Annotated in this window: 18 protein-coding genes and 1 tRNA gene; 15 read left to right on the top strand and 4 right to left on the bottom strand. The window is 66.7% G+C overall.

Translation table 11 applies throughout. The features are described 5' to 3' along the window. Positions 1–79 precede the first annotated feature (79 nt). Complete coding sequence (locus BJ987_RS00175) at positions 80–1,336, top strand: reverse transcriptase family protein (protein WP_209883511.1); 1,257 nt, start codon at positions 80–82, stop codon at positions 1,334–1,336. Positions 1,337–1,350: 14 nt separating this feature from the next. On the opposite strand, the gene BJ987_RS00170 is transcribed toward BJ987_RS00175, so the two are convergent. Next, positions 1,351–2,292 carry an SLAC1 family transporter gene (locus tag BJ987_RS00170; protein WP_209883509.1) on the bottom strand — a complete coding sequence of 314 codons (942 nt, stop codon included), beginning with the start codon at positions 2,290–2,292 and terminating at the stop codon, positions 1,351–1,353. 639 nt (positions 2,293–2,931) lie between these two features. On the opposite strand from BJ987_RS00170, the gene BJ987_RS00165 reads away from it, so the two are divergent. Next, positions 2,932–3,153, top strand: coding sequence for a hypothetical protein (locus tag BJ987_RS00165; protein WP_209883507.1), 222 nt, complete (start codon positions 2,932–2,934; stop codon positions 3,151–3,153). Between the two features lie 352 nt (positions 3,154–3,505). On the opposite strand, the gene BJ987_RS00160 is transcribed toward BJ987_RS00165, so the two are convergent. From BJ987_RS00160 to BJ987_RS00150, 3 genes are all read right to left on the bottom strand, one after another. Then, positions 3,506–3,578, bottom strand: a tRNA-Arg gene (locus BJ987_RS00160). A 106-nt stretch (positions 3,579–3,684) separates the two neighbouring features. Continuing rightward, on the bottom strand, positions 3,685–4,389 hold the full coding sequence (locus tag BJ987_RS00155; protein ID WP_209883505.1) for a DUF305 domain-containing protein: 705 nt from the start codon (positions 4,387–4,389) through the stop codon (positions 3,685–3,687). Beyond that, positions 4,389–5,300 carry a thioredoxin-like domain-containing protein gene (locus tag BJ987_RS00150; RefSeq protein ID WP_209883503.1) on the bottom strand — a complete coding sequence of 304 codons (912 nt, stop codon included), beginning with the start codon at positions 5,298–5,300 and terminating at the stop codon, positions 4,389–4,391. Before BJ987_RS00150 ends, BJ987_RS00155 begins: the two co-directional genes overlap by 1 nt. A 94-nt stretch (positions 5,301–5,394) precedes the next feature. Between BJ987_RS00150 and argS the strand changes: the two genes are divergently transcribed. The 13 genes from argS to atpB all read left to right on the top strand — a co-directional run bounded on the left by argS (position 5,395) and on the right by atpB (position 21,420). Continuing rightward, positions 5,395–7,053, top strand: a complete 1,659-nt coding sequence (gene argS / locus BJ987_RS00145; RefSeq protein ID WP_209883501.1) for an arginine--tRNA ligase — start codon at positions 5,395–5,397, stop codon at positions 7,051–7,053. A gap of 177 nt (positions 7,054–7,230) precedes the next feature. Further along, the gene (gene lysA / locus BJ987_RS00140; protein ID WP_209883499.1) at positions 7,231–8,670 is read left to right on the top strand and encodes a diaminopimelate decarboxylase; all 1,440 of its coding nucleotides are present in this window, start codon (positions 7,231–7,233) and stop codon (positions 8,668–8,670) included. Beyond that, positions 8,654–10,045: a homoserine dehydrogenase gene (locus BJ987_RS00135; RefSeq protein WP_281070347.1), complete on the top strand. Its 1,392-nt coding sequence runs from the start codon at positions 8,654–8,656 to the stop codon at positions 10,043–10,045. Before lysA ends, BJ987_RS00135 begins: the two co-directional genes overlap by 17 nt. Continuing rightward, the gene (thrC, locus tag BJ987_RS00130; protein ID WP_209883498.1) at positions 10,042–11,136 is read left to right on the top strand and encodes a threonine synthase; all 1,095 of its coding nucleotides are present in this window, start codon (positions 10,042–10,044) and stop codon (positions 11,134–11,136) included. Before BJ987_RS00135 ends, thrC begins: the two co-directional genes overlap by 4 nt. A 1-nt stretch (position 11,137) precedes the next feature. Next, positions 11,138–12,127, top strand: a complete 990-nt coding sequence (gene thrB / locus BJ987_RS00125; protein ID WP_245365747.1) for a homoserine kinase — start codon at positions 11,138–11,140, stop codon at positions 12,125–12,127. A 325-nt stretch (positions 12,128–12,452) separates the two neighbouring features. Next, positions 12,453–14,564, top strand: coding sequence for a transcription termination factor Rho (gene rho, locus BJ987_RS00120; protein WP_209883497.1), 2,112 nt, complete (start codon positions 12,453–12,455; stop codon positions 14,562–14,564). Between the two features lie 618 nt (positions 14,565–15,182). Further along, positions 15,183–15,416 (top strand): 50S ribosomal protein L31, encoded by a 234-nt coding sequence (gene rpmE, locus BJ987_RS00115; protein WP_209883496.1) that lies wholly within the window; start codon positions 15,183–15,185, stop codon positions 15,414–15,416. A gap of 93 nt (positions 15,417–15,509) precedes the next feature. Further along, on the top strand, positions 15,510–16,580 hold the full coding sequence (prfA, locus tag BJ987_RS00110) for a peptide chain release factor 1 (protein ID WP_209883495.1): 1,071 nt from the start codon (positions 15,510–15,512) through the stop codon (positions 16,578–16,580). Positions 16,581–16,667: 87 nt separating this feature from the next. Next, positions 16,668–17,570 (top strand): peptide chain release factor N(5)-glutamine methyltransferase, encoded by a 903-nt coding sequence (prmC, locus tag BJ987_RS00105; protein WP_209883494.1) that lies wholly within the window; start codon positions 16,668–16,670, stop codon positions 17,568–17,570. 477 nt (positions 17,571–18,047) lie between these two features. Continuing rightward, the gene (locus BJ987_RS00100) at positions 18,048–18,713 is read left to right on the top strand and encodes an L-threonylcarbamoyladenylate synthase (protein WP_209883493.1); all 666 of its coding nucleotides are present in this window, start codon (positions 18,048–18,050) and stop codon (positions 18,711–18,713) included. 4 nt (positions 18,714–18,717) lie between these two features. Beyond that, positions 18,718–19,860 carry a glycosyltransferase family 4 protein gene (locus BJ987_RS00095; protein ID WP_209883491.1) on the top strand — a complete coding sequence of 381 codons (1,143 nt, stop codon included), beginning with the start codon at positions 18,718–18,720 and terminating at the stop codon, positions 19,858–19,860. Positions 19,861–19,870: 10 nt separating this feature from the next. Then, positions 19,871–20,320, top strand: coding sequence for a Cg1360 family ATP-synthase-associated protein (locus BJ987_RS00090; RefSeq protein ID WP_209883489.1), 450 nt, complete (start codon positions 19,871–19,873; stop codon positions 20,318–20,320). 269 nt (positions 20,321–20,589) lie between these two features. Next, a complete protein-coding gene (atpB, locus tag BJ987_RS00085) occupies positions 20,590–21,420 on the top strand; it encodes a F0F1 ATP synthase subunit A (protein WP_194817633.1) in 831 nt (276 codons plus the stop codon). Positions 21,421–21,454 lie beyond the last annotated feature (34 nt).

The raw sequence follows: 21,454 nt of genomic DNA, 5'->3' as shown, positions 1-21,454 counted from the left end.
ACCGGGCACGCTCCGCGTGCGTCCTGGTACGGAGGACGAAGGGTTCTGGTCGCCTCGCCGCCGTCGTACTCCACCGTCCATGACCGGAGCGGTTCCAGCGGAGCTGGCGCGAGAACTGGCCTACGCCTTCGAGTTCCTCGATGCGGAGTGGACCCGGTCGAACTTGGCCGAGGCCTTCGCCGAGATCGTCGAACCGGAGCGAGCCGAGGATCTGGCCCGCCGAGTCACCGACCTGATGCCCAGCGAACCGCTCGATCCGGTCGGCACGTTGTGCCGGTTACTGGCCGAACTGCCGAAAATGGCGACGGTCGTCGTACCGCTCGAACCACTGTCGGCGCCTGTACTTTTCGGTGCGGCCGAGCTTCCTGATCGTGCGGGCCTGTGCGCGCTGCTCAATGTCACACCGGACGAACTCGACTGGTTCGCCGACCACGGTGGCTGGTTGCGCCGTGCCTCGAAACCGTTGACCCACTATCGATACCGTCGATTGCGGAAGTCCGATGGCGTGCGACTGGTCGAAGCGCCGAAGGTTCGCCTACGCGAAATACAGCGCCGCATCCTGCGCCATGTGCTCAGTGGAATTCCGGCGCATCCGGCTTGCCACGGATTCGAGAAGGGCCGCAGCGCGAGCACATTCGCCGAGCCGCACGCCGGTGCCGAAGTGGTCGTCCACCTGGATCTGCGTGACTTCTTCACCAGCATCACCGTCGCTCGCGTTCGCGCGATCTTCGCGGCCTGTGGCTATGCCCCGGCGATCGCCCAGATCCTGGCCGACCTGTGCACCACGGCCACTCCGGTCGCCGAACTTCGCGGCCTCGACTATGACCAGCGAAACCTGCTGCGCGCCAGACATCTACCGCAGGGCGCACCGACTTCGCCCAGGCTCGCCAATCTGATCGCGCACGGCCTGGACCGTCGTCTCACCGGATACGCGATCCGGCGCGGCCTCGAGTACACGCGCTACGCCGACGATCTGGCGATCTCCGGCAAGAGCGACCTCGATGCGGCTGAAATCCTCTGGCTGGTAACGAAAATCGCCAAGTCCGAAGGCTTCGCCATCCACCCCGGCAAGACCCGGATCCGTCGCCCGCACCAGCGCCAGATCCTCGCCGGCCTCGTCGTCAACAGCCATCCCGCGGTCCCGCGCGACCGCTACGACGCCCTGCGCGCCCTCCTGCACAACTGCCTGCGCACCGGCCCCACCGCCCAGAACCGCGACGGCCACCACGACTTTCGCGCTCACGTCTACGGTCTGATCGCCTGGATCGGTGAAACCAGCCCGTCCCGCCGCGACCGTCTCCGTGCGATGGCCGATCGCGTCGACTGGTCGAAATAGCCACCGCGCGCGCATTACGGCCGAACGGCCCGCGCTTCCCGCCACGAGCTCCGCAACAATTCCGCGAAAGTGAACACCCAGACAGCGGCCGCTCCGATCAGGAGCAGCACACCGAGCGAGTGCAGCGGATGGATCGCCAAGGCGGCGGACGTGGACAGCGCCGCGACCGCCGTCATACCGAGCGGAAAGACCGTCGCCCAGCGCCGAATGTTGTACCCCGGACGGTTGTTGAAGACTTCCGCCGCCAGCAGCACGCCGTAACCCACCAGGCAGAGCCCCAGCAGAACCAACGTCACCACGCCCAGCACGGTGTGCCCAGCACCGGTCCAGCGTTGCCACGCCGCGAGTTTCGAGGCCGCCAGCGCCGAAATAGCCAGCGCCCCGGTGGCCACCCACTGATCCCCTGGCCCCTCCCAGACCTGCGTCACATCGAAATGGGTAAACGCCGCCACATAGAGCGGTAGCCCCAAGCAGAAGAACACCAGCGAACCCCAAATCAACCAGTCACCCGCACCCGCCTGAGCCAGCGTGGCACCGAGCACCGCCACCCCTTGCGTCGACACGCAGACCAAAAATGCGGCCCCCGGCATCCGTTTCCCCCAATGCCGCACTACGAACACCAACAGAACCGGCCACACCACCACCGCAACCGCGAGCAGCACCCCCGCCACCCACTGCCACCCCGCCAGCGAAATCCGCGTACCCAACACCGTCGTCGCCGCAACCCCGGTCAGCGCAGGCGCAGTCGCCGCCTCACTCTGCCACCGCGGCCGATCCCGCAGCAACCGAGCAGTGAAATCCACAGCCAACACCACCCACGCCACGGCCGCCAGCCCGAACGTGCCCCAAGACGCCACATCGAAGTGCGTGAGATGCAACCCCACCGAGACAATCCCGGTCGCCATGACGAACGCCCCCGCCGCCGGCGGCAACTCCCGCCACCACTCCTGTGTCATCCCGCCATCACAACCCGACCACTACCCGCGGTCAAGCAACACGACGGCAACCACGGAACCCAAATACCGAATCCCCTCGCCAACGCCCACCCTTACCGAATCCTCCCCAGCCTCCGGGCCACAGCGCCGACACCAGAAGTGCCCGACGCAGCCTCGAATCGAAAATCCATGGTCAGCCAAAGCGGGCAGCACCCTGACGGTACGACTTCATCCCGGCGGCTTCAGTAGTGCTCGACGCCCAATCGCTGTGAGGCTGCACAATGTTCGCGATACCTGTGCGGGAGCGGCGTACATCGGCGATCATTCGCGGCATCGAATAATCTAGGGGGGATCAGATGCTCGCGAAAATTATGGCGCCCATTGTTGCTGTTGCGGCAGCGTTCATGCTGCCAATGGTCGCATCGACAGCGCCAGCGGCGGCCACGACGGTTGATTGCAAGTACACCGGTCCGGTCGTTGGCCATCCCGGCATGCAATACATCTGCTACGTCCATCATGATGACGGCTCGAGGGAGATCTTCTATGCACCCGGACCCGCAGTCCGCCCCTGAACCGGTTGTCCATGTCGTCCAACGCCCGATGTTTGTCACGCAGGGTGACGGATCGGTGCGAGCCTATTACCCGGGTGAGGACTGGTTCGTGACCGGAACCGACCGCGATGACGCGAAGGACCGGCTGATCGCAGAGTCTCAGCGGCGGATGCAGGACGACGCGTATGTGGCTCAGCACTGGGAGCTGACGCAACGCCATCTCGACGGCGAGCAGACGCCGGGCTTCGAGGTCCGGACGATCACGACCACCGAGTACGAGCAGCGGCAAGACGCTTTGGGAGAACGGCTCCGCCGTGGCATGACCGAGTAGCCACCTCTCCAACGAATTTCAGCCCGGCTTGCCGTCCGGACGCGGGGACGGTGCAACCCGGGAACTTCCATCTGGCCGCTGCGTGGCGCTTGCGCTGATCGCCGACCACCACACGAACCGGTCGCGCTGTGATCGAAACTAGTCGGGCTGCTACCCGTCGGGCGTCTGTCGCCAACGGATGGCCCAGCGTGCGCGAACTAAAGGCGACCCGGATAACAATGCGGCGCAGCCGCGAGCGGGGGTCCGGGGGCGAAGCCCGCCGGGCGGGTGTGGGGTTGCACCCCACAAGAATCGAGTGAAACGAGAAAGGCTCATGCTCTCGATGAGCATGAGCCAACCACGAGTGGAACGGTGCCCTCGGCAGGATTCGAACCTGCGGCCTTCTGCTCCGGAGGCAGACGCTCTATCCCCTGAGCTACGAGGGCGGGATAGTTCTCGAGCGGGCGCCGGGAGGGCGTCCGATCGGGCGGGGAAAGCGTATCGCATCCCCGGCCTACCGCCAAAAAGCAGGGTGGGCCGGGGAGTTCGCGCTCAGTTGAGGGGGAGGGGGGTGCCGCCTCGGGTGGTGAGCATGCGGGTGATCAGTTGGGCTTCGTTCTGCTGGGTGCCGCCCATGGTTTCCGCGAGGGTGCGTACCGCGGTGGTCTCCGCGTGCTCGGCGGCGTACTGGATCATCGAGAGGCCGCCCTGGTGGTGGCGCAGCATCAGACGCAGGAACATGGTGTCCAGCTCGATGACCGGGATCTGGCGCAGCGCGGCGAGTTCCTCGGCGGTGGCCATGCCGGGCATGGTCGACATCGGGCCGGTGTGCTGCGCGGCGGTGGACGCGCCGCCGTGATGCCCGGTGGACGGTTCGGTCATCCAGGCCATGTAGCCGTCGATGCCCTGGGCGGGCTTGCCCCACAGCTGCAGCCAGCCCTGCATGCGGCCGACCTGCGCCTGCTGGGTGGTCATGATGTCGTAGGCGAGCCGGCGCACATCGTTGTCGGTGGAGCGCAGCAGGGCTACGCCCGCCATTTCCACCGCCTGCGCGTGGTGCGCGGACATGTCCTGGGTGAACCCGATATCGACGGCGCCGGGATCGGGTTCGGCCGCGCCGTCCAACGGGATGCGCGCCATGGTGCCGACGGCGAAACCGAGCAGGATCGCCCCGAGGACACCGAGGATCAGCAGCGCGGTCCGCTGACCACGCACTTGCGTCCGGAAGCCGGACTCGGTTTCGCTGTCGGCCGTCATCAGGGTGTTGCCGGTGCCGCGGGTTCGGTGGGCGCCGCGGGCGCGGTCGGCAGTCCGGTCAGGCCCGGGATGTTCGGTACACCGGGGATGGCGGGCTGGCCGCCGCCGAGTTCGGCCTGGTCGGTCGGGATGCCGGTGCCGTCCACGGGCACCGCGTCGGGGCCCGGCGGTGCGGGATCGAAGGGCGCGGGGTTGTCCCGGTCGAAGTACGGGTTGGAGCAGTCCGCGCCGATTTCGGGGTACACGCCGTAGGGGTTCTGCCGCAGCGCGGTGATGAACTGCCCGACGCGCTTGTCGTTCGGGTCGTCCAGTTTCAGCTGATGTCCCCAGGACTGCAGCGAAACCGCCGATTCCAGGCCGGGGTACGGCGACATCATCGTGTACTGCTTGCCCTCGACCTTGCGCTTCAGGGCGTCCAGCCCGGCGGCGTCGACCTTGTCGGGGTTGTAGGTGATCCACACCGCCCCGTGCTCGAGTGAATGCACCGCGTTCTCGGTCCTGATCGGCTTGCTGTACACCACGCCGGTGCACGCCGCCCAGGACGAATCGTGTGGGCCGCCGTAGGCCGGGGTGGTGTCGTAGGCGACGCGCTGGGTCGGCTGGATGTGTTTGCCGGCGCCGTGCGCGTAGTCCTTCTTCACGACGCCCGGGATCTGGTCGGACGGATCCTTCTTCTCGGCGCTCGGCGTGTATTTGTCGAGCTCGGCCTGCTCGCGATACTTCGGGACCAGGCTGTAGGCCAATGCGCCGACCAATGCGATGATTACCGCGGCGGCACCGATGGCCAGCCATGGGATCTGACGCTTCTGTCGAAGTTGGCTTGTGCCGCCCCCCTTGCGGAGGGAAGGTGAGGCCTTCCCGGCGGCTCGGACGGCCTTGGCCGATTTCGAGGCGCTTTTACTACTCGGCATCGCTCGTTGTGCTCTCTCGACGTGATGATTCCGCTAGTGCTGCGCGGTGCCCGCCCGAAGGTGTTCACCTGCCCAGACCATAGGATAGTTACTCGTGACTCCAGCTGACCTTGCATCTCTCCTCCGCGCAACTGCCGCGAAGGTGCTTGTCGAACGTGGACTGGACCCTGCGGTCCTGCCCGACGAGGTCAATGTAGAGCGCCCCCGTAATCCGGAACACGGTGACTATGCCACGAATCTGGCGATGCAGGTTGCCAAGAAAGTCGGAACCAACCCGCGCGAGCTCGCGACCTGGGTTGCCAGTGCCCTTGCCGAGGCCGACGGTGTGGCGAGCGCGGACGTCGCCGGGCCGGGCTTCCTGAACATCCGGCTGGCCGCCGCCGCCCAGGGCGCGATCGTGGAGAAGATCCTGGTAGCGGGCGCCGCGTACGGTACCGGCGAGTCGCTGACCGGCACCAAGATCAACCTGGAATTCGTCTCGGCGAACCCGACCGGCCCGATTCACCTGGGTGGCACCCGCTGGGCCGCCGTCGGTGACGCGCTGGGCCGCATCCTGTCCGCCCAGGGCGCCGACGTGACCCGGGAGTACTACTTCAACGACGCGGGCGCGCAGATCGACCGCTTCGCGAACTCGCTGGTCGCCGCCGCGACCGGTGCGCCGACCCCGGCCGACGGGTACGCGGGCGCCTACATCACCGAGATCGCCGACGCGATCGTCGCGAACCACCCGGGTGCGGCGACCCTGCCCGAGCAGGAACGGCACGAGCTGTTCCGGCACGAGGGCGTCGAGATGATGTTCGCCCACATCCGCAAGACGCTGCACGACTTCGGCTGCGACTTCGACGTCTATTTCAACGAGAGCTCGCTGTTCGCCTCCGGCGCGGTCGACAAGGCCGTCGCGGAGCTGAAGGCGTCGGGCAATCTGTACGAGAAGGACGGCGCCTGGTGGATCGCCAGCACCGAATACGGCGACGACAAAGACCGCGTCGTCCTCAAGAGCGACGGCACCTCCGCCTATATCGCCGGTGACATCGCTTACTTCCAGAACAAGCGGGCGCGCGGTTTCGACCTGTGCATCTACATGCTGGGCGCGGACCACCACGGATACATCGGCCGGTTGAAGGCCGCCGCCGCGGCGTTCGGCGACAACCCGGACACCGTCGAGGTGCTGATCGGCCAGATGGTGAACCTGGTGAAGAACGGCGCCGCCGTGAAGATGAGCAAGCGCGCGGGCACGGTGATCACGCTCGACGATCTGGTGGAAGCCATCGGCGTCGACGCCTCGCGCTACTCGCTGGTCCGCTCCTCGGTGAACTCGAGCATCGATATCGATCTGGACCTGTGGACCAAGCAGGAGAGCGTCAACCCGGTCTACTACGTGCAGTACGCGCACGCGCGCACCTGCAGCATTACGCGGAATTCGGCGGAGTTCGAATTCGCTTCGGTGCCAGTGGATCTCGGTCTGCTGACGGCCGAGCGCGAAACCAAGCTGATCGGCGTCCTGGGCGAGTTCCCGCGCGTCGTGGCGACCGCCGCGGAGATGCGCGAACCGCATCGCGTCGTGCGCTACCTCGAAGAACTGGCCGGCGCCTACCACCCGTTCCAGTCCGATGACGACATGCGCGTGCTCCCCAAGGGCGACGAGCCGGTCACCCCGCGCCACGCCGCCCGGCTGCAGCTGGTCAAGGCGACCCGTCAGGTGCTGGCCAACGGCCTCGCTCTGCTGGGCGTGAGCGCACCGGAGCGAATGTGAGCGAGCTGATGACACAGCTCCCCCCGAGGTCCGAGGCGGAGCTGTGAACCCCCACCTATCGAGCTGCGTGCGCGCACTCGCGAACCCGAAAGGAAATGATGTGAGCGAGCGCAGCGAGCGAACCACGCGCCGGCGCGCTCCGCGCATGACGGAGCCGAGTGTCAGCGAGGCGCGGTCATGAGTGGCGCACATCCCGCTGGTCCGCGGCATGCCGACATTCCGCACGCCCCGAGTCTGCCGGAGCGTCCGAGCGATCCAAAGCAGATGATCGAGCTGCCCGCGAATGTGTGGCCGCGCAACGCTTCCCGCGCCGAGGACGGTGTGGTGAGCCTGGCCGGTGTGCCGGTGCGCGATCTCGCCGAGCAGTTCGGCACCCCGCTGTTCGTGGTGGACGAGGACGATTTCCGCTCCCGCTGCCGCGACATGGTGCGCGCTTTCGGCCCGAATGCCCGGGTGCACTACGCCTCCAAGGCTTTCCTGTGCGGTGAGATCGCGCGCTGGATCCGGGACGAGGGCTTGTCCCTGGACGTGTGTTCCGGCGGCGAACTCGCCATCGCGCTGCACGCGGGTTTCCCCGCGAAGCGAATCGCCTTGCACGGCAACAACAAATCCGTAGCCGAGCTGGAGGCGGCGGTCGCCGCGGGCGTGGGCCACGTGGTAGTCGACTCACTCTACGAGATCGAGCGACTGGAGGCGGTCGCCGCCGCGGCGGGCGTGGTGCAGGACGTGCTGGTCCGTGTCACCGTCGGCGTGGAAGCCCATACGCACGAATACATTTCGACCGCGCACGAGGATCAGAAGTTCGGTTTCTCGATCGCCGGCGGCAATGCCATGGAGGCGGTGGCCCGGGTCTTCGACGCCGACAATCTGCGCCTGGTCGGCCTGCACTCGCACATCGGTTCCCAGATCTTCGAGATCGACGGCTTCGAGATCGCCGCTCGCCGTCTGCTCAGCCTGCTGCGCGAAGCCATCGAGAAGTTCGGCGTCGAGCGCACCGCGCAGATCGCGATCCTGGATCTCGGTGGCGGCCTTGGTATTTCATACCTGCCCAACGACGATCCGCCGCCGCTGGACGAGTTCGCGCTGAAACTGCGCGGCCTGGTGGAGACCGAGGCGGCGCACGCGGGCCTGCCCACGCCGGAGATCGCGGTGGAACCCGGCCGGGCCATCGCCGGACCGGGCACCGTCACCCTCTACGAGGTCGGCACGATCAAGGACGTCTCACTCGACGGTGGCAACCGCCGCCGCTACGTCAGCGTCGACGGCGGTATGAGCGACAACATCCGGCCCGCGCTGTATCAGGCCGATTACGACTGCCGCCTGGTCTCGCGATCCTCGGAGGCGCCCGCCGTGGTGGCGCGCGTCGTCGGAAAGCATTGCGAGAGTGGCGATATCGTCATCCGCGACACGTGGATGCCCGCCGACGTCGGTCCGGGCGACCTGATCGCCGTCGCGGCGACCGGCGCGTACTGCTATTCGATGTCGAGCCGATACAACCAGTTGACCCGTCCGGCGGTCGTCGCCGTCCGGGATGGTCAGCCGCGTTTGATTCTGCGCCGGGAAACGGTGGCGGATTTGCTCAGCCTGGAGGTGAACGACAATGACAGCATCGCGTAGCGATTCCGCCGAGGTTGGCGGTCGGGTGGCGGGTGCGCCCGAACAGAGAAGTAGCTGGGGCATCGATCGTCCGATCGGCGTCGCGGTGCTCGGTATGGGCAATGTCGGCACCGAGGTCGTGCGCATCCTCCGCGACCATGCCGATGATCTGCGGTCGCGGGTCGGTGCTCCGGTCTTGCTGCGCGGCGTCGCCGTGCGCAACCTGGAGCGGGACCGCGGCCTTCCGGCCGAACTGCTGACCACCGACGCCGAAGCGTTGGTCGCGCGCGCCGACGTCGACCTGGTCGTCGAGGTCATGGGCGGTATCGACCCGGCCCGCGGCCTGATCCTGGCCGCGCTGAACGCGGGCAAGTCGGTGATCTCGGCGAACAAGGCACTGCTGGCCGACTACACCGGCGAACTCGCCGCCGCCGCCGAGCGCAACCGCGCCGACCTCTACTTCGAGGCCGCCGTCGCCGGGGCGATCCCGGTGGTGCGCCCGCTCATCCAGTCGCTGTCCGGTGACCGGGTGAACAAGGTGGTCGGCATCGTCAACGGCACCACCAACTTCATCCTCTCCGCGATGGACGAGACCGGCGCCGACTACGGGATCACGCTGAAGGAAGCGACCCGGCTGGGTTACGCCGAGGCCGACCCGACGGCCGACGTCGAGGGTTACGACGCCGCCTCCAAGGCCGCGATCCTGGCCTCGCTGGCGTTCCACACCCGGGTCACCGCCGCCGACGTCTACCGCGAGGGCATCTCCAAGATCACCTCCGAGGATCTGGAAACCGCCTCCGCGCTGGATTGCACGGTCAAACTGCTGGCTATCTGTGAACGCATTCCGGGTAACCCGCCCGCGGCCGAGGGCGGCAAGGACCGTATCTCGGTCCGCGTCTACCCGGCGCTGATCCCGCGCAAGCACCCGCTCGCCGCGGTCAACGGCGCCTTCAATGCCGTGGTCGTGGAGGCGGAGAACGCCGGCCGGTTGATGTTCTACGGGCAGGGCGCCGGTGGCGCGCCGACCGCCTCCGCGGTGCTCGGCGACCTGGTGATGGCCGCCCGCAACAAGTTCTACGGTGGCCGGGCTCCGGGCGAATCGGTTTATGCTGAGCTACCGATCGCCCCGATCGGTGACACGCCGGCCCGCTACCACGTGAACCTGCAGGTCGAAGACATCCCGGGTGTCCTGGCCAAGGTCGCGGGGGAGTTCGCCAACCACGGCGTCAGCATCTCCACCGTCCGCCAGGCCGGGCACGGCGAGGGCGCACGACTGGTCGTGGTCACCCACCACGCCCTGGAGTCGGCGCTCGCGGACACCGTCGCCGCGCTGGCGGAGATGGAATCCGTCACATCGGTGACCAGCGTTTTGAGATTGGAAGGCACGGACGAATGAATACGACAGGTGTCGCGCCGCAGGCCAAGGTGCACTCCCGCTGGCCGGGCCTGATCGCGGCCTACCGTGACCGTCTCGAAGGCGCGGCCGACTGGGAGCCGGTGACCTTGTTCGAGGGCGGCACCCCGCTGGTGCCCGCACCGCACCTGTCGGAGCTGACCGGATGTGAGGTGTACCTCAAGGTCGAGGGCGCGAACCCGACCGGTTCCTTCAAGGACCGGGGCATGACCATGGCCATGACCGACGCCAAGTACCGCGGCCAGAAGGCCGTGCTGTGCGCGTCCACCGGCAACACCTCGGCATCGGCCGCCGCCTACGCCACCCGCGCCGGCATGAGCTGCGCGGTGCTGATCCCGCAGGGCAAGATCGCCATGGGCAAACTGGCCCAGGCCGTCATGCTCGGCGCCAAGATCATCCAGGTGGACGGCAACTTCGACGACTGCCTGGAGCTGGCCCGCAAGGTCACCTCCGACTTCCCCGAGGTCGGCTTGGTCAACTCGGTCAACCCGGCCCGGATCGAGGGCCAGAAGACCGCGTCCTTCGAAATCTGCGATGTGCTGGGCAAGGCGCCCGACGTGCACGCGTTGCCCGTGGGCAACGCGGGCAACATCACCGCGTACTGGCGCGGTTACCGCGAGTACTACGCCGACGGCCGCACCAACGGCCTGCCGCGCATGCTCGGCGTGCAGGCCGCCGGCGCCGCCCCGCTGGTCAACGGCGCTCCGGTGTCGAACCCGGAAACCATCGCCACCGCCATCCGGATCGGCGCCCCGGCGTCCTGGAACGGCGCGATGGAGGCCAAGGAGCAGTCCGGCGGCACCTTCCGCGCGGCGACCGACGAGGAAATTCTCGAGGCATACCGCCTGATCGCCGCCACCGAGGGCGTGTTCGTCGAACCCGCTTCGGCCGCGTCGGTCGCCGGTGTCCTGGCGGCCCGCAAGGAGGGCTGGCTGGATTCCGGTCTCACCGTCGTCTGCACCGTCACCGGCAACGGCCTCAAGGACCCCGACACCGCCCTGCTGGGCATGCCGCAGGTGCAGGCCATCGCGGTGGACCCGGTCGCCATCGCCCGCGAACTCGAGCTGGCCTGAGTTGAACTCGCGCGAAACCCAATTGGCTCCCGACGCCGAGCGGAATTCGGCTCGGGCCCGGACCTTGCCCGCCGGAATCGCGGTCACCGCCCGGGTTCCGGCCTCGACCGCCAATCTCGGGCCCGGATTCGACTCGCTCGGAATGGCTTTGGGCCTCTACGACGAGATCGAAGTGCGCACTACCGATTCCGGCCTTACGATCCGGGTCGAGGGTGAGGGCGCCGATGACGTGCCCTGGGGTCCTTCGCATCTCGTCGTGCGGGCGATCGAGCGTGGCCTGGAGGCCGCCGGCGTCTGGGCCGATGGCCTCGATGTGGTGTGCCGCAACGTGATTCCGCACTCCCGCGGTCTCGGTTCCTCGGCCTCCGCGGTGGTCGGCGGCTTGGCCGCGGGCAGCGCGCTGGCCGCGAAACTCGATCCCGAACTCGCCCTGGACCTGGCAGAGCAGGTGCAGCTGGCTTCGGAATTCGAAGGCCATCCGGACAACGCGGCGGCCAGCGTGCTCGGCGGCGTCGTCGTGTCCTGGACCGAATCCGCCGTCGAGGCGGACAGCTCCCATGGTCGCGGCTACCGGGCCGTGCGACTGGACGCGCATTCCTCATTGCGCCCGGTGGTGCTCATTCCCGAGGTTCGGTCCTCCACCGCGCATACCAGGGGTTTGCTGCCCGATACGGTGCCGCACGGCGACGCCGCGTTCAATGTCAGCCGGGCCGCGCTCGCGGTCGTGGCGCTCACCAAGCGTCCTGACCTGCTGATGTCGGCCACCATGGACCGCCTGCACCAGGCGCAGCGGGCGCCCGCGCTGCCGTTGACGACGGCCTGGATAGCGCGATTGCGGGAAGCCGGGATTCCGGCGACGGTGTCCGGCGCGGGGCCGACGGTACTGGCCTTGTGTACCAGCCAATTCCCCGTGGAATTGGCCGAACTCGCGGCCGCCGACGGCCTCCGCGTGGTCGAGCCTGGACTCGCCGAGGGAGTCCAGGTCAGCTAACGGCGAGTCTGCCTTGCCGAGCTTCACACTATCCAGCTATCCTGGGCAAGTCCGTACATCGTGCGCATCAGACGCCGGTGCTTCATCAGGGCAATCGCTCCAGCAGGCTCCAGGCTCGAGCCTCCAGGCCATGGAGGTGCTGCGTAGCTGCGCAACTGGAATGATCTCTCCCACCTTCTTGGAGTTGGGCCCTGCATAACCGGTGGCGCAACCGCCGGGTCCGGTGGAGCAGGTGATATACGGCATCCGAGTCCGGCACAGTGCCCGGACTGCGGGACGAACCCTCGAAATAGCACACGGCAATCGAGGGAAGGAAAGGATTTCCGTGACAGATACGGACCTGCTCGCGACACCCGGGGTGGATTCCAACCCAAATAACTCGGGTCGCGAAAGTGAATCCGGACAGATTTCGAAGATGAGCGAACACACCGACGTCGCACGATCGGGGCTGACTGGAATGTTGTTGCCGCAGTTGCGCCAGCTTGCGGGGGAGCTCGGAATCCGAGGAACCTCCGGAATGCGCAAAGGCGATTTGATCGCCGCCATCAAGGAGAATCAGGCCGGAAAGCCGGCGCCCGCGAAAGCCGAGAAGGCTGAGAAGTCCACGCGCGGCGAAGCGAAGGCCGAGCAGGCGACCCTCGACGTGACGCCTGCGGCGAACGACGCACCGGCGAAGGCGCCCAAGGCCGCGGCTCCCGAAGCCGCCGCCGCGCCTGAGGCCGCTCCGGCCAAGGCCGCGAAGACCGACACCGCGCCGGCGGATGCCGCGCCGGTCGAGGCCGCCGAGGACGGCGGCCGGGAAGCCGGCCAGCGAGGCCGGGGTCGGCAGCGGCGCGGCCGTGACCAGGCGCGATCCGGCGGCGACAACGCCGAGGCGCGTGGTGACGAGCCGAAGCAGGATGCCGAACAGGGCGAGCGTCGCCGGGAGCGCAACCAGTCGGGTGAGCGCAATCAGTCCGGCGATCGCAATCAGTCGGGTGAACGCGGCCAGTCGGGTGAGCGCAACCAGTCGGGTGAGCGCAGCCAGTCCGGCGATCGCAACCAGAACGGAAATGGCAACGGCGGCAACCGCGGTGGCGAAAACCGTGGTGGCGAAAACCGTGGTGGCGAGAACCGCGGCGGTGAAAACCGTGGTGGCCAGGATCGGGACCGCGACAACCGTGGCGGCGACGACGAGGAAGGTGGCCGCGGCCGCCGAGGCCGTCGTTTCCGCGAACGGCGCCGTGGGCGTGACCGCGAGGGCGGCACCACCGGCAGCGAGGCCCGCGAGCTCGAAATCCGCGAGGACGACGTGCTGCAGCCGGTCGCCGGCATCCTGGACGTGCTGGACAACTACGCGTTCGTCCGCACCTCGGGCTACCTGGCCGGGCCGAACGACGTCTACGTGTCGATGAACCTGGTGCGTAAGAACGGCCTGCGCCGCGGTGACGCGATCACCGGTGCGGTGCGCGCCCCGCGCGACGGCGAGCAGAGCAACCAGCGGCAGAAGTTCGATCCGCTGGTGCGCCTGGACACGGTCAACGGCGGCGAGGTCGAGGCGGCGAGGCGTCGTCCGGAGTTCAGCAAGCTCACGCCGCTGTACCCGAACCAGCGTCTGCGCCTGGAAACTCAGCCGAACAAGCTGACCACGCGTGTGATCGACCTGATCATGCCGATCGGTAAGGGCCAGCGCGCCCTGATCGTCTCGCCGCCCAAGGCCGGTAAGACGACGATCATGCAGGACATCGCGAACGCGATCGCGATCAACAACCCCGAGGTCTACCTCATGGTTGTGCTGGTCGACGAACGTCCCGAAGAGGTCACCGATATGCAGCGTTCGGTGAAGGGTGAGGTCATCGCCTCCACCTTCGACCGGCCGCCGTCAGATCACACCTCGGTCGCCGAGCTCGCCATCGAGCGGGCGAAGCGTCTGGTGGAGATGGGCAAAGACGTTGTGGTGCTGCTCGACTCGATCACCCGATTGGGCCGTGCGTACAACAACTCCTCGCCTGCCTCGGGCCGCATCCTCTCCGGTGGTGTCGACTCGACCGCGCTGTACCCGCCCAAGCGGTTCCTCGGCGCGGCGCGCAATATCGAGAACGGCGGCTCCCTGACCATCATCGCCACCGCCATGGTGGAAACCGGTTCGACCGGTGACACGGTGATCTTCGAGGAGTTCAAGGGCACCGGTAATGCCGAGCTCAAGCTGGACCGCAAGATCGCGGAACGGCGCGTGTTCCCCGCGGTGGACGTCAACCCGTCCGGTACCCGTAAGGACGAACTACTGCTGAGCCCGGACGAGGCGGCCGTGCTGCACAAGCTGCGCCGCGTACTGTCCGGCTTGGATTCGCATCAGGCGATCGATCTGCTGATCGACCGTTTGAAGAAGTCGAAGAACAACCTGGAGTTCCTGATGTCGGTCAGCAAGACAGCGCCGGGTGGCGCGATCGACGAGTAGGACGAACTCGAGTGCTGCCGAAAGGGTCTCGCGCAGGCGAGGCCCTTTCGGCGTATCAGGGCGGAAGAAGAACAGTCCGATGAGCGCCGCTCCGGCGATCATGAAGGTCAGTAGAATGGTGGCCGAGTCCGCGGCGTCCGGGGCGGCGGCGTCGGCCTGGTAGTAGCCGACGGTTTCCGCTGCCGGATAGGTGGGGGAGGTTTCCGGTATCGCGAACCAGCCCACCGCGACAGCGAGAGTCAACAAACCGAAAACCGCCGAGGCGATGCGGTTGCTCATATCGTTCTCCTCTCTGTCTTCGGCACGCCGGTGTGCTCTCTACTTCAGGTCCCCAAACTCTATGAACAGCTGTGTTCGCATTCTTGAGTAGCGAACTACCCGTCTTAGGGTTCCGCAAGAGCGCTCCGATCGCGTGCCCGCACTTCTCGGGGCGGGCGGGAAGCGGGCCTACTCAGGCCCCGGGAATAGAGCGGGGGCCGGGGGCGTTTTGGCAGCGTAGTGGCGGTTCTGGCATACTGGGCCGCTGTGCGTCTGCCCATCGGCAGACAATCCCGCCTAGTCGGCTCCGGTTCACGCTCCTTCGCGGGCGACCCGGCGGCCAATTTCGAAAGGACACCCATGAAGGCAGGAATCCACCCGACCTACGTCGACACCACCGTCGTCTGTGGTTGTGGCAACACCTTCCAGACTCGCTCCACCAAGGAGTCCGGACACATCACCGTCGAGGTCTGCTCGCAGTGCCACCCGTTCTACACCGGCAAGCAGAAGATCCTCGACACCGGCGGCCGCGTGGCTCGCTTCGAGGCTCGTTACGGCAAGCGTGCGGGCAAGAAGGCCGAAGACGCCTCCTAGCTTCCCCATCGACGCCCGGTTCTGCGCTGCAGACCGGGCGTCGGTGCATTTCCAGAGCCCCTCGCACGGCAGAAATAGACAAGGAAGCACATCATGACGCAGCCGTCCGCGATCGACGACATTCTGGCCGAGTACCAGGGCCTGGAGACGCAGTTGGCCGATCCGTCGCTGCACAACGACGCGGGCGCCGCGCGCCGGGTCGGTAAGAGGTTCGCCGAGCTGGCGCCGGTGATGTCCACCTATAACAAGCTGAAGGCCGCGCACGACGATCTGGCCGCCGCCCAGGAGCTGGCCGCCGACGATCCGGCGTTCGCCTCGGAAATTCCCGAACTGCAGCGCCAGGCCGAGGAACTCGAGAAGACCCTGGCCGACCTGCTCGCCCCCCGTGACCCGCACGACGGCGACGATGTCGTCCTCGAGGTCAAATCCGGTGAGGGCGGCGAGGAATCCGCGCTGTTCGCCGCCGACCTGGCCCGCATGTACATCCGCTATGCCGAACGGCACGGCTGGAAGGTGGAGGTGCTCGACGCCACCGTCTCCGACCTTGGCGGATACAAGGAAGCCACGCTGTCGATCAAGAGCAGGGACGCCGCCCGCGACGGTGTCTGGTCGCGGTTCAAGTTCGAGGGCGGCGTGCACCGGGTGCAGCGCGTGCCGGTCACCGAGTCGCAGGGCCGCATCCACACTTCCGCCGCCGGCGTGCTGATCTACCCCGAACCCGACGAGGTCGAAGAAGTCCAGATCGACGAAACCGATCTGCGGATCGACGTGTACCGCTCCTCGGGCAAGGGCGGCCAGGGCGTCAACACCACCGACTCCGCCGTGCGCATCACGCATCTGCCCTCCGGCATTGTCGTGACCTGTCAGAACGAGCGCTCGCAGTTGCAGAACAAGGCCCGCGCCATGCAGGTGCTGGCCGCGCGGCTGCAGGCCCTGGCCGAGGAAGAGGCCGAACAGGAAGCCGCCGCGGGCCGCGCCAGCCAGATCCGCACGGTCGACCGCTCCGAGCGGATCCGCACCTACAACTTCCCGGAGAACCGCATCGCCGACCACCGCATCGGTTTCAAGGCGCACAATCTCGACGCCGTGCTCGCGGGCGATATGGACGCCCTGCTCGACGCCCTGGGCAAGGCGGACCGCGAAGCCCGCATGGCCGCGGAATAACCTGGAGCGCATGAGCGAACGCAGTGAGCGAATCAGGTACCGGCGCGCACTGCGCGTGCCGGAGCCGAGCGTCGGCGAGGTGCGGGTATGAGCACGGTAGAAGGTGCACCGGCCGAGGTTCGCCGGGTGGCGTTGCGCCCGGCGATCAACGAAGCCGCCGAGGTATTGCACGCCGCGGGCATGCATAGTCCGCGCGCCGATGCCGAACTGCTGGCGGCGCATCTGCTCGGGGTGGAACGTGGCCGGCTGGCGCTGGTTCCGCTGGTCGAACCCGGCCTGCTCGCCGATTTCCGCGCGCTCGTCGACCAGCGCGCGCGTCATGTGCCGCTGCAGCACCTGACCGGGATCGCCGCCATGGGCGCGATCGATCTCGCGGTAGGTCCCGGTGTTTTCGTGCCGCGTCCGGAGACCGAGGTCCTGTTCGCCTGGGCACTGGCGCGTTTGGCGGCGCTGCCGCACGACCACCAGCCGATCGTCGTCGACCTGTGCACCGGTTCCGGTGCGCTGGCGCTGGCGATCGCGCACGCCCGTCCCGATGCCGACGTGCACGCGGTCGAAATCGATCCCGATGCCCTGAAGTGGGCCCGCCGCAACGCCGACGACCGCATCGCGGCGGGCGACACCCCGATCACTCTCTACGCCGATGACGCCACCGGCCCCACTCTGCTCACCGACCTGAGTGGCCGCGTCGACCTGGTCGTCTCCAACCCGCCCTACATTCCCGCGGGCGCGCAGCTGGATCCCGAAGTGGCGGAACACGATCCACACCGCGCCCTGTTCGCGGGCGCGGACGGCCTCGATGTCATCCGCCCGATGATCCCCGTGATCACCCGCCTGCTTCGCCCCACCGGCGCCCTCGCCATCGAACACGACGACACCAACGGCTCCGCTGCCGCCGAGCTGCTCGCCGAATCCGGCCAGTTCACCGACATCGCCGAACACCTGGACCTTGCGGAAAAACCCCGCTTCGTGGTCGCCACCCGCACTTAACGGAACGCCCAATATCCCTTTGTCCGTAACCGTCGTCGCGCAGTATGATCTACGACTACGTGTTGTGAATCACATTGGGGGGAAGTATGTTCGTACGTCTCGCGGTTATCGCTGGAGCCGTTGTCAGCTCAACTCTTTTTGGACCGGGCTTTGCAGATGCCCAGCCCCGGTGCGCGCCAGGGACACAGCCGAGTGACAACTGGCAATGTATGGCCTATTGGAAGGCAGGATCCCATGGGCGGTATGCCACGGCCCCGGAAGCCTGCTCCGCTGTTCTGAATCACCGCCTCACTGTTGTCAAGAATATCCGCGACGGCAGGTGTGTCGGGGACTCGGCCGGCGGCCAGTCGCTCTGGGTAGTGCTCTGATACGTACCATCAACGAGCCATCCGGCGGTCCAGACCTGCCGGATGGCTCGTTTCTTGTTCCCCCCGGCTGCCGTTCGTGTTGCTGACGTCTAGCTCTAACATAGGGGCCGTGAGTACCGTCTACGACTGCGCGGAGTCCGACTCGCGTGCCGCCGGACTGTCCGCAGCGACCAGCGCCCTGAAGTCGGGGCGATTGGTGGTGTTGCCCACCGACACGCTGTACGGCCTGGCCGCCGATGCCTTCGACGCGACCGCGGTGACCTCGCTTTTGGCGGCCAAGCGGCGCGGGCGGGACATGCCGGTGCCGGTGCTGGTGGGTTCCTGGCACACCATCGATGGCCTGGTGTTCTCGGTGCGTCCGCAGGCCCGGGAGCTGATCCGGGCGTTCTGGCCTGGTGGCCTGAGTCTTGTTGTGCAGCAAGCGCCTTCGCTCGCCTGGGACCTCGGTGATACGCGCGGAACGGTGATGCTGCGGATGCCGCTGCACCCGGTCGCGCTGGAGTTGCTGCGGGAGGTGGGCCCGCTCGCGGTGTCCAGCGCCAATGTGTCCGGTCAGCCGCCGGCCACGACCGCCGCCGAGGCGCGCGATCAGCTCGGTTCCCTGGTCAATGTATATCTCGACGGCGGGCCGGCCGATCATGCCGTCGCCTCCACCATCGTCGACCTCACCTCCGATCAGCCGCGGATCCTGCGCGCGGGCGCGGTGCCGGTGGCCGAAATCGCCGAGGTGCTCGGGATGAAGCCGGACGAACTCACCAGTCCTGCTGCCCGGTGATCGGATGAGTGCTGTTGTGCCGCTGCGCGAGCTACTGCTCGTGCTGCTGATCTCGGCCGCAGTGACGTTCCTGGCCACCGGCGGAATCCGGACGCTGGCCATCGCGTTCGGCGCGGTAGCCGTGCCCCGGGAGCGTGATGTCCACGTCAAGCCGATTCCGCGGATGGGCGGTGTCGGCATGTATGTCGGTTTGATCGCCGCCCTGCTCTTCGCGCACCAATTGCCCGCCCTGCGTCGTGGGTTCGACTACGCCCCCGATATTTCGGCAGTGCTGATCGCGGCCACGATCATCGTGGCAGTCGGCATTGTCGACGATCGCTGGGGTCTGGACGCGCTGACCAAATTCGCCGGTCAGGTCACGGCGGCCGGTGTGATGACGGTGATGGGCCTGAGCTGGTACTCCATTTACAACCCTTTGACCAATTCGACAGTTTCGCTGGACGCGCTGCAGGGCGGCCTGGTGACGGTCGCGGTGACGGTCACGCTGGTGAACGCGATGAACTTCGTCGACGGGCTCGACGGTCTGGCCGCAGGCCTCGGATTGATTTGCGCCGCCGCGGTATTCGTGTTTGCTGTCGGTTTGATGAGCGAGCGCGGTTCGGTAGACACCTACCCGCCCGCGCTGCTCGCCGCCGCCATGGCGGGTGCGTGCCTGGGTTTTCTGCCGCACAATTTCTCGCCCGCCCGGATTTTCATGGGTGATTCGGGTTCGATGTTGATCGGTCTGGTGCTGGCCGCGGTGTCCACCAGTGCCTCGGGCCGCATTCCGCTGCAGGGCTTCGGTCCGCGCGACGTCGTCGGCCTGCTCTCGCCGCTGTTGCTGGTCGGAGCGGTGATGTTTATTCCGGTGCTGGATCTCGTGCTGGCGATCGTGCGCCGGGTGCGTGCGGGCGTGAGTTTTTCGACTCCGGACAAAATGCACTTACATCACCGATTGTTGCAGATCGGACATTCGCAGCGGCGAGTGGTGTTGCTCATTTATTTGTGGGTCGGCGTGCTCGCGTTCGGCGCGGTCGGCAGTTCGCTGATGGATCGAACGGTGGTCGTATTGGTGATGGCTGCGGGGTTGCTGCTCGCTTTGGTAGTGACTGCCGTTCCGGGTCTGCGCCGTAACGGGGCCGCCGCGGACCGGCTGCCGCCCGGGTAAAGTTCCGATCGTGACCTTTACTCCGAAGCCGATCCCCGGACCCGACGCTCCGCTGCGGTCGGCGCTGCGATACGGCCTCATCGGGTTGGTCGTCCTGGTGGTGCTCGCCGTCTCGATCGCGACCGCGGCGGCCGGGATGCCCGGCCTGTGGGGCGCGCTGATCGGCGCCGCCATCGGCGGCGGATTCATCCTCACCACGGCCGCCGCGGTGCTGTTCGGAGCCAAGCTGCCGCCGAGCACCGCGGGCCTGATCATCCTGGTCAGCTGGGTGGGCAAGCTGCTCGTGGTGCTGTTGGTGGTGGCCCTGCTGCAGCAATTCGATTTCTACAACCGGATAGCTTTGTTCCTCACCGTGGTGGGCGCGCTGCTGATCGTTCTGGGCGCCGAGACCTACGGCGTTCTGCGCCAGAAGGTTCCGTACGTGACGACTCCGGCGGGCGACTCCGATACCGGCGAGTAGGAAAAATGCTCACCCCCCTACACAGCGTCGTAGATAACTTGGTAAAGTGTTGGTAAGCAAGCACCCAAGGTAGGGGGGGTCACCTAGACCCCGCCAAGTGCCGCTATGCTTACTGCCGTACCGGGCCCGGAGGGTTTCGGTTCTGCATGTCGACGATGTCGCCGACACACGTACAGACGCCCAAGCGGTTTGCCGCTCAGCTGCTGACGAACTTCGAGCCGACCTAGTCGACCCAAATTGATCGTCAATGTCCGATCGAACCGCGGGATATGACCGTACCCGCGGCCCGAACACGGGAGAGAACGCTGAGCGTCACCACTTTGGCGGCGGGCGAGTTCCATGCGCCTTCGCTAGATGACTTTTTCCCTGAAGCTGTGCTGTTCGAGGGAACGTTCTTCGAACTCGACCGTTTGATGCTCGTTCGCATCCTGATGACGGCGCTGCTACTCGGCTTCATGCTGCTGGCATTCCGCAGCCCGAAGATCGTCCCGCGCGGCTTGCAGAACGTCGCCGAATATGGCCTGCTCTTCGTCAAGGAGCAGATTTGCGACGAGGTTCTCGGTAAAGAATCCGGGCGCAAGTTCTTCCCGCTCATCGCGACCATCTTCTTCACGGTCCTCTTTCTGAACTTCTCCGGTGTCATTCCGGGTTTGAACATCTCGTCGAACGCCCGCATCGGCATGCCGCTGGTACTGGCCGTGCTCGCCTACGTCACCTTCAACTACGTGGGCATCAAGAAGTACGGCTTCCTCAAGTACATGCGCAGCTCCATCGTGGTTCCGAATGTTCCGCCCGCGCTGCATCTGCTGCTGATCCCGATCGAGTTCATCTCGACCTTCGTGCTCCGGCCGTTCACGCTGACCGTCCGACTCATGGCGAACATGCTGGCGGGCCACATCATGCTGGTCCTGTTCTTCAGCGCGACGCAGTTCTTCCTCTTCGACGCCGTGGCGTGGATGAAGATCTTCTCGCCGTTCTCGCTGCTGGCCGGCCTCGGATTCACGCTGTTCGAACTGCTGGTGGTCTTCCTGCAGGCGTACGTCTTCGCCCTGCTGACCGCCGTCTACATCGGACTTGCCCAGCACGCAGATTCTCACTGACCGACAACTAACGACTGGATACCTGCTCCCCGCC

Source organism: Nocardia goodfellowii (genome assembly GCF_017875645.1).
In the GTDB taxonomy this organism is placed as follows: Bacteria; Actinomycetota; Actinomycetes; order Mycobacteriales; family Mycobacteriaceae; genus Nocardia; species Nocardia goodfellowii.
Note: the sequence above shows the minus strand (reverse complement) of the source record. Positions and strands in the feature narration are given on the sequence as shown.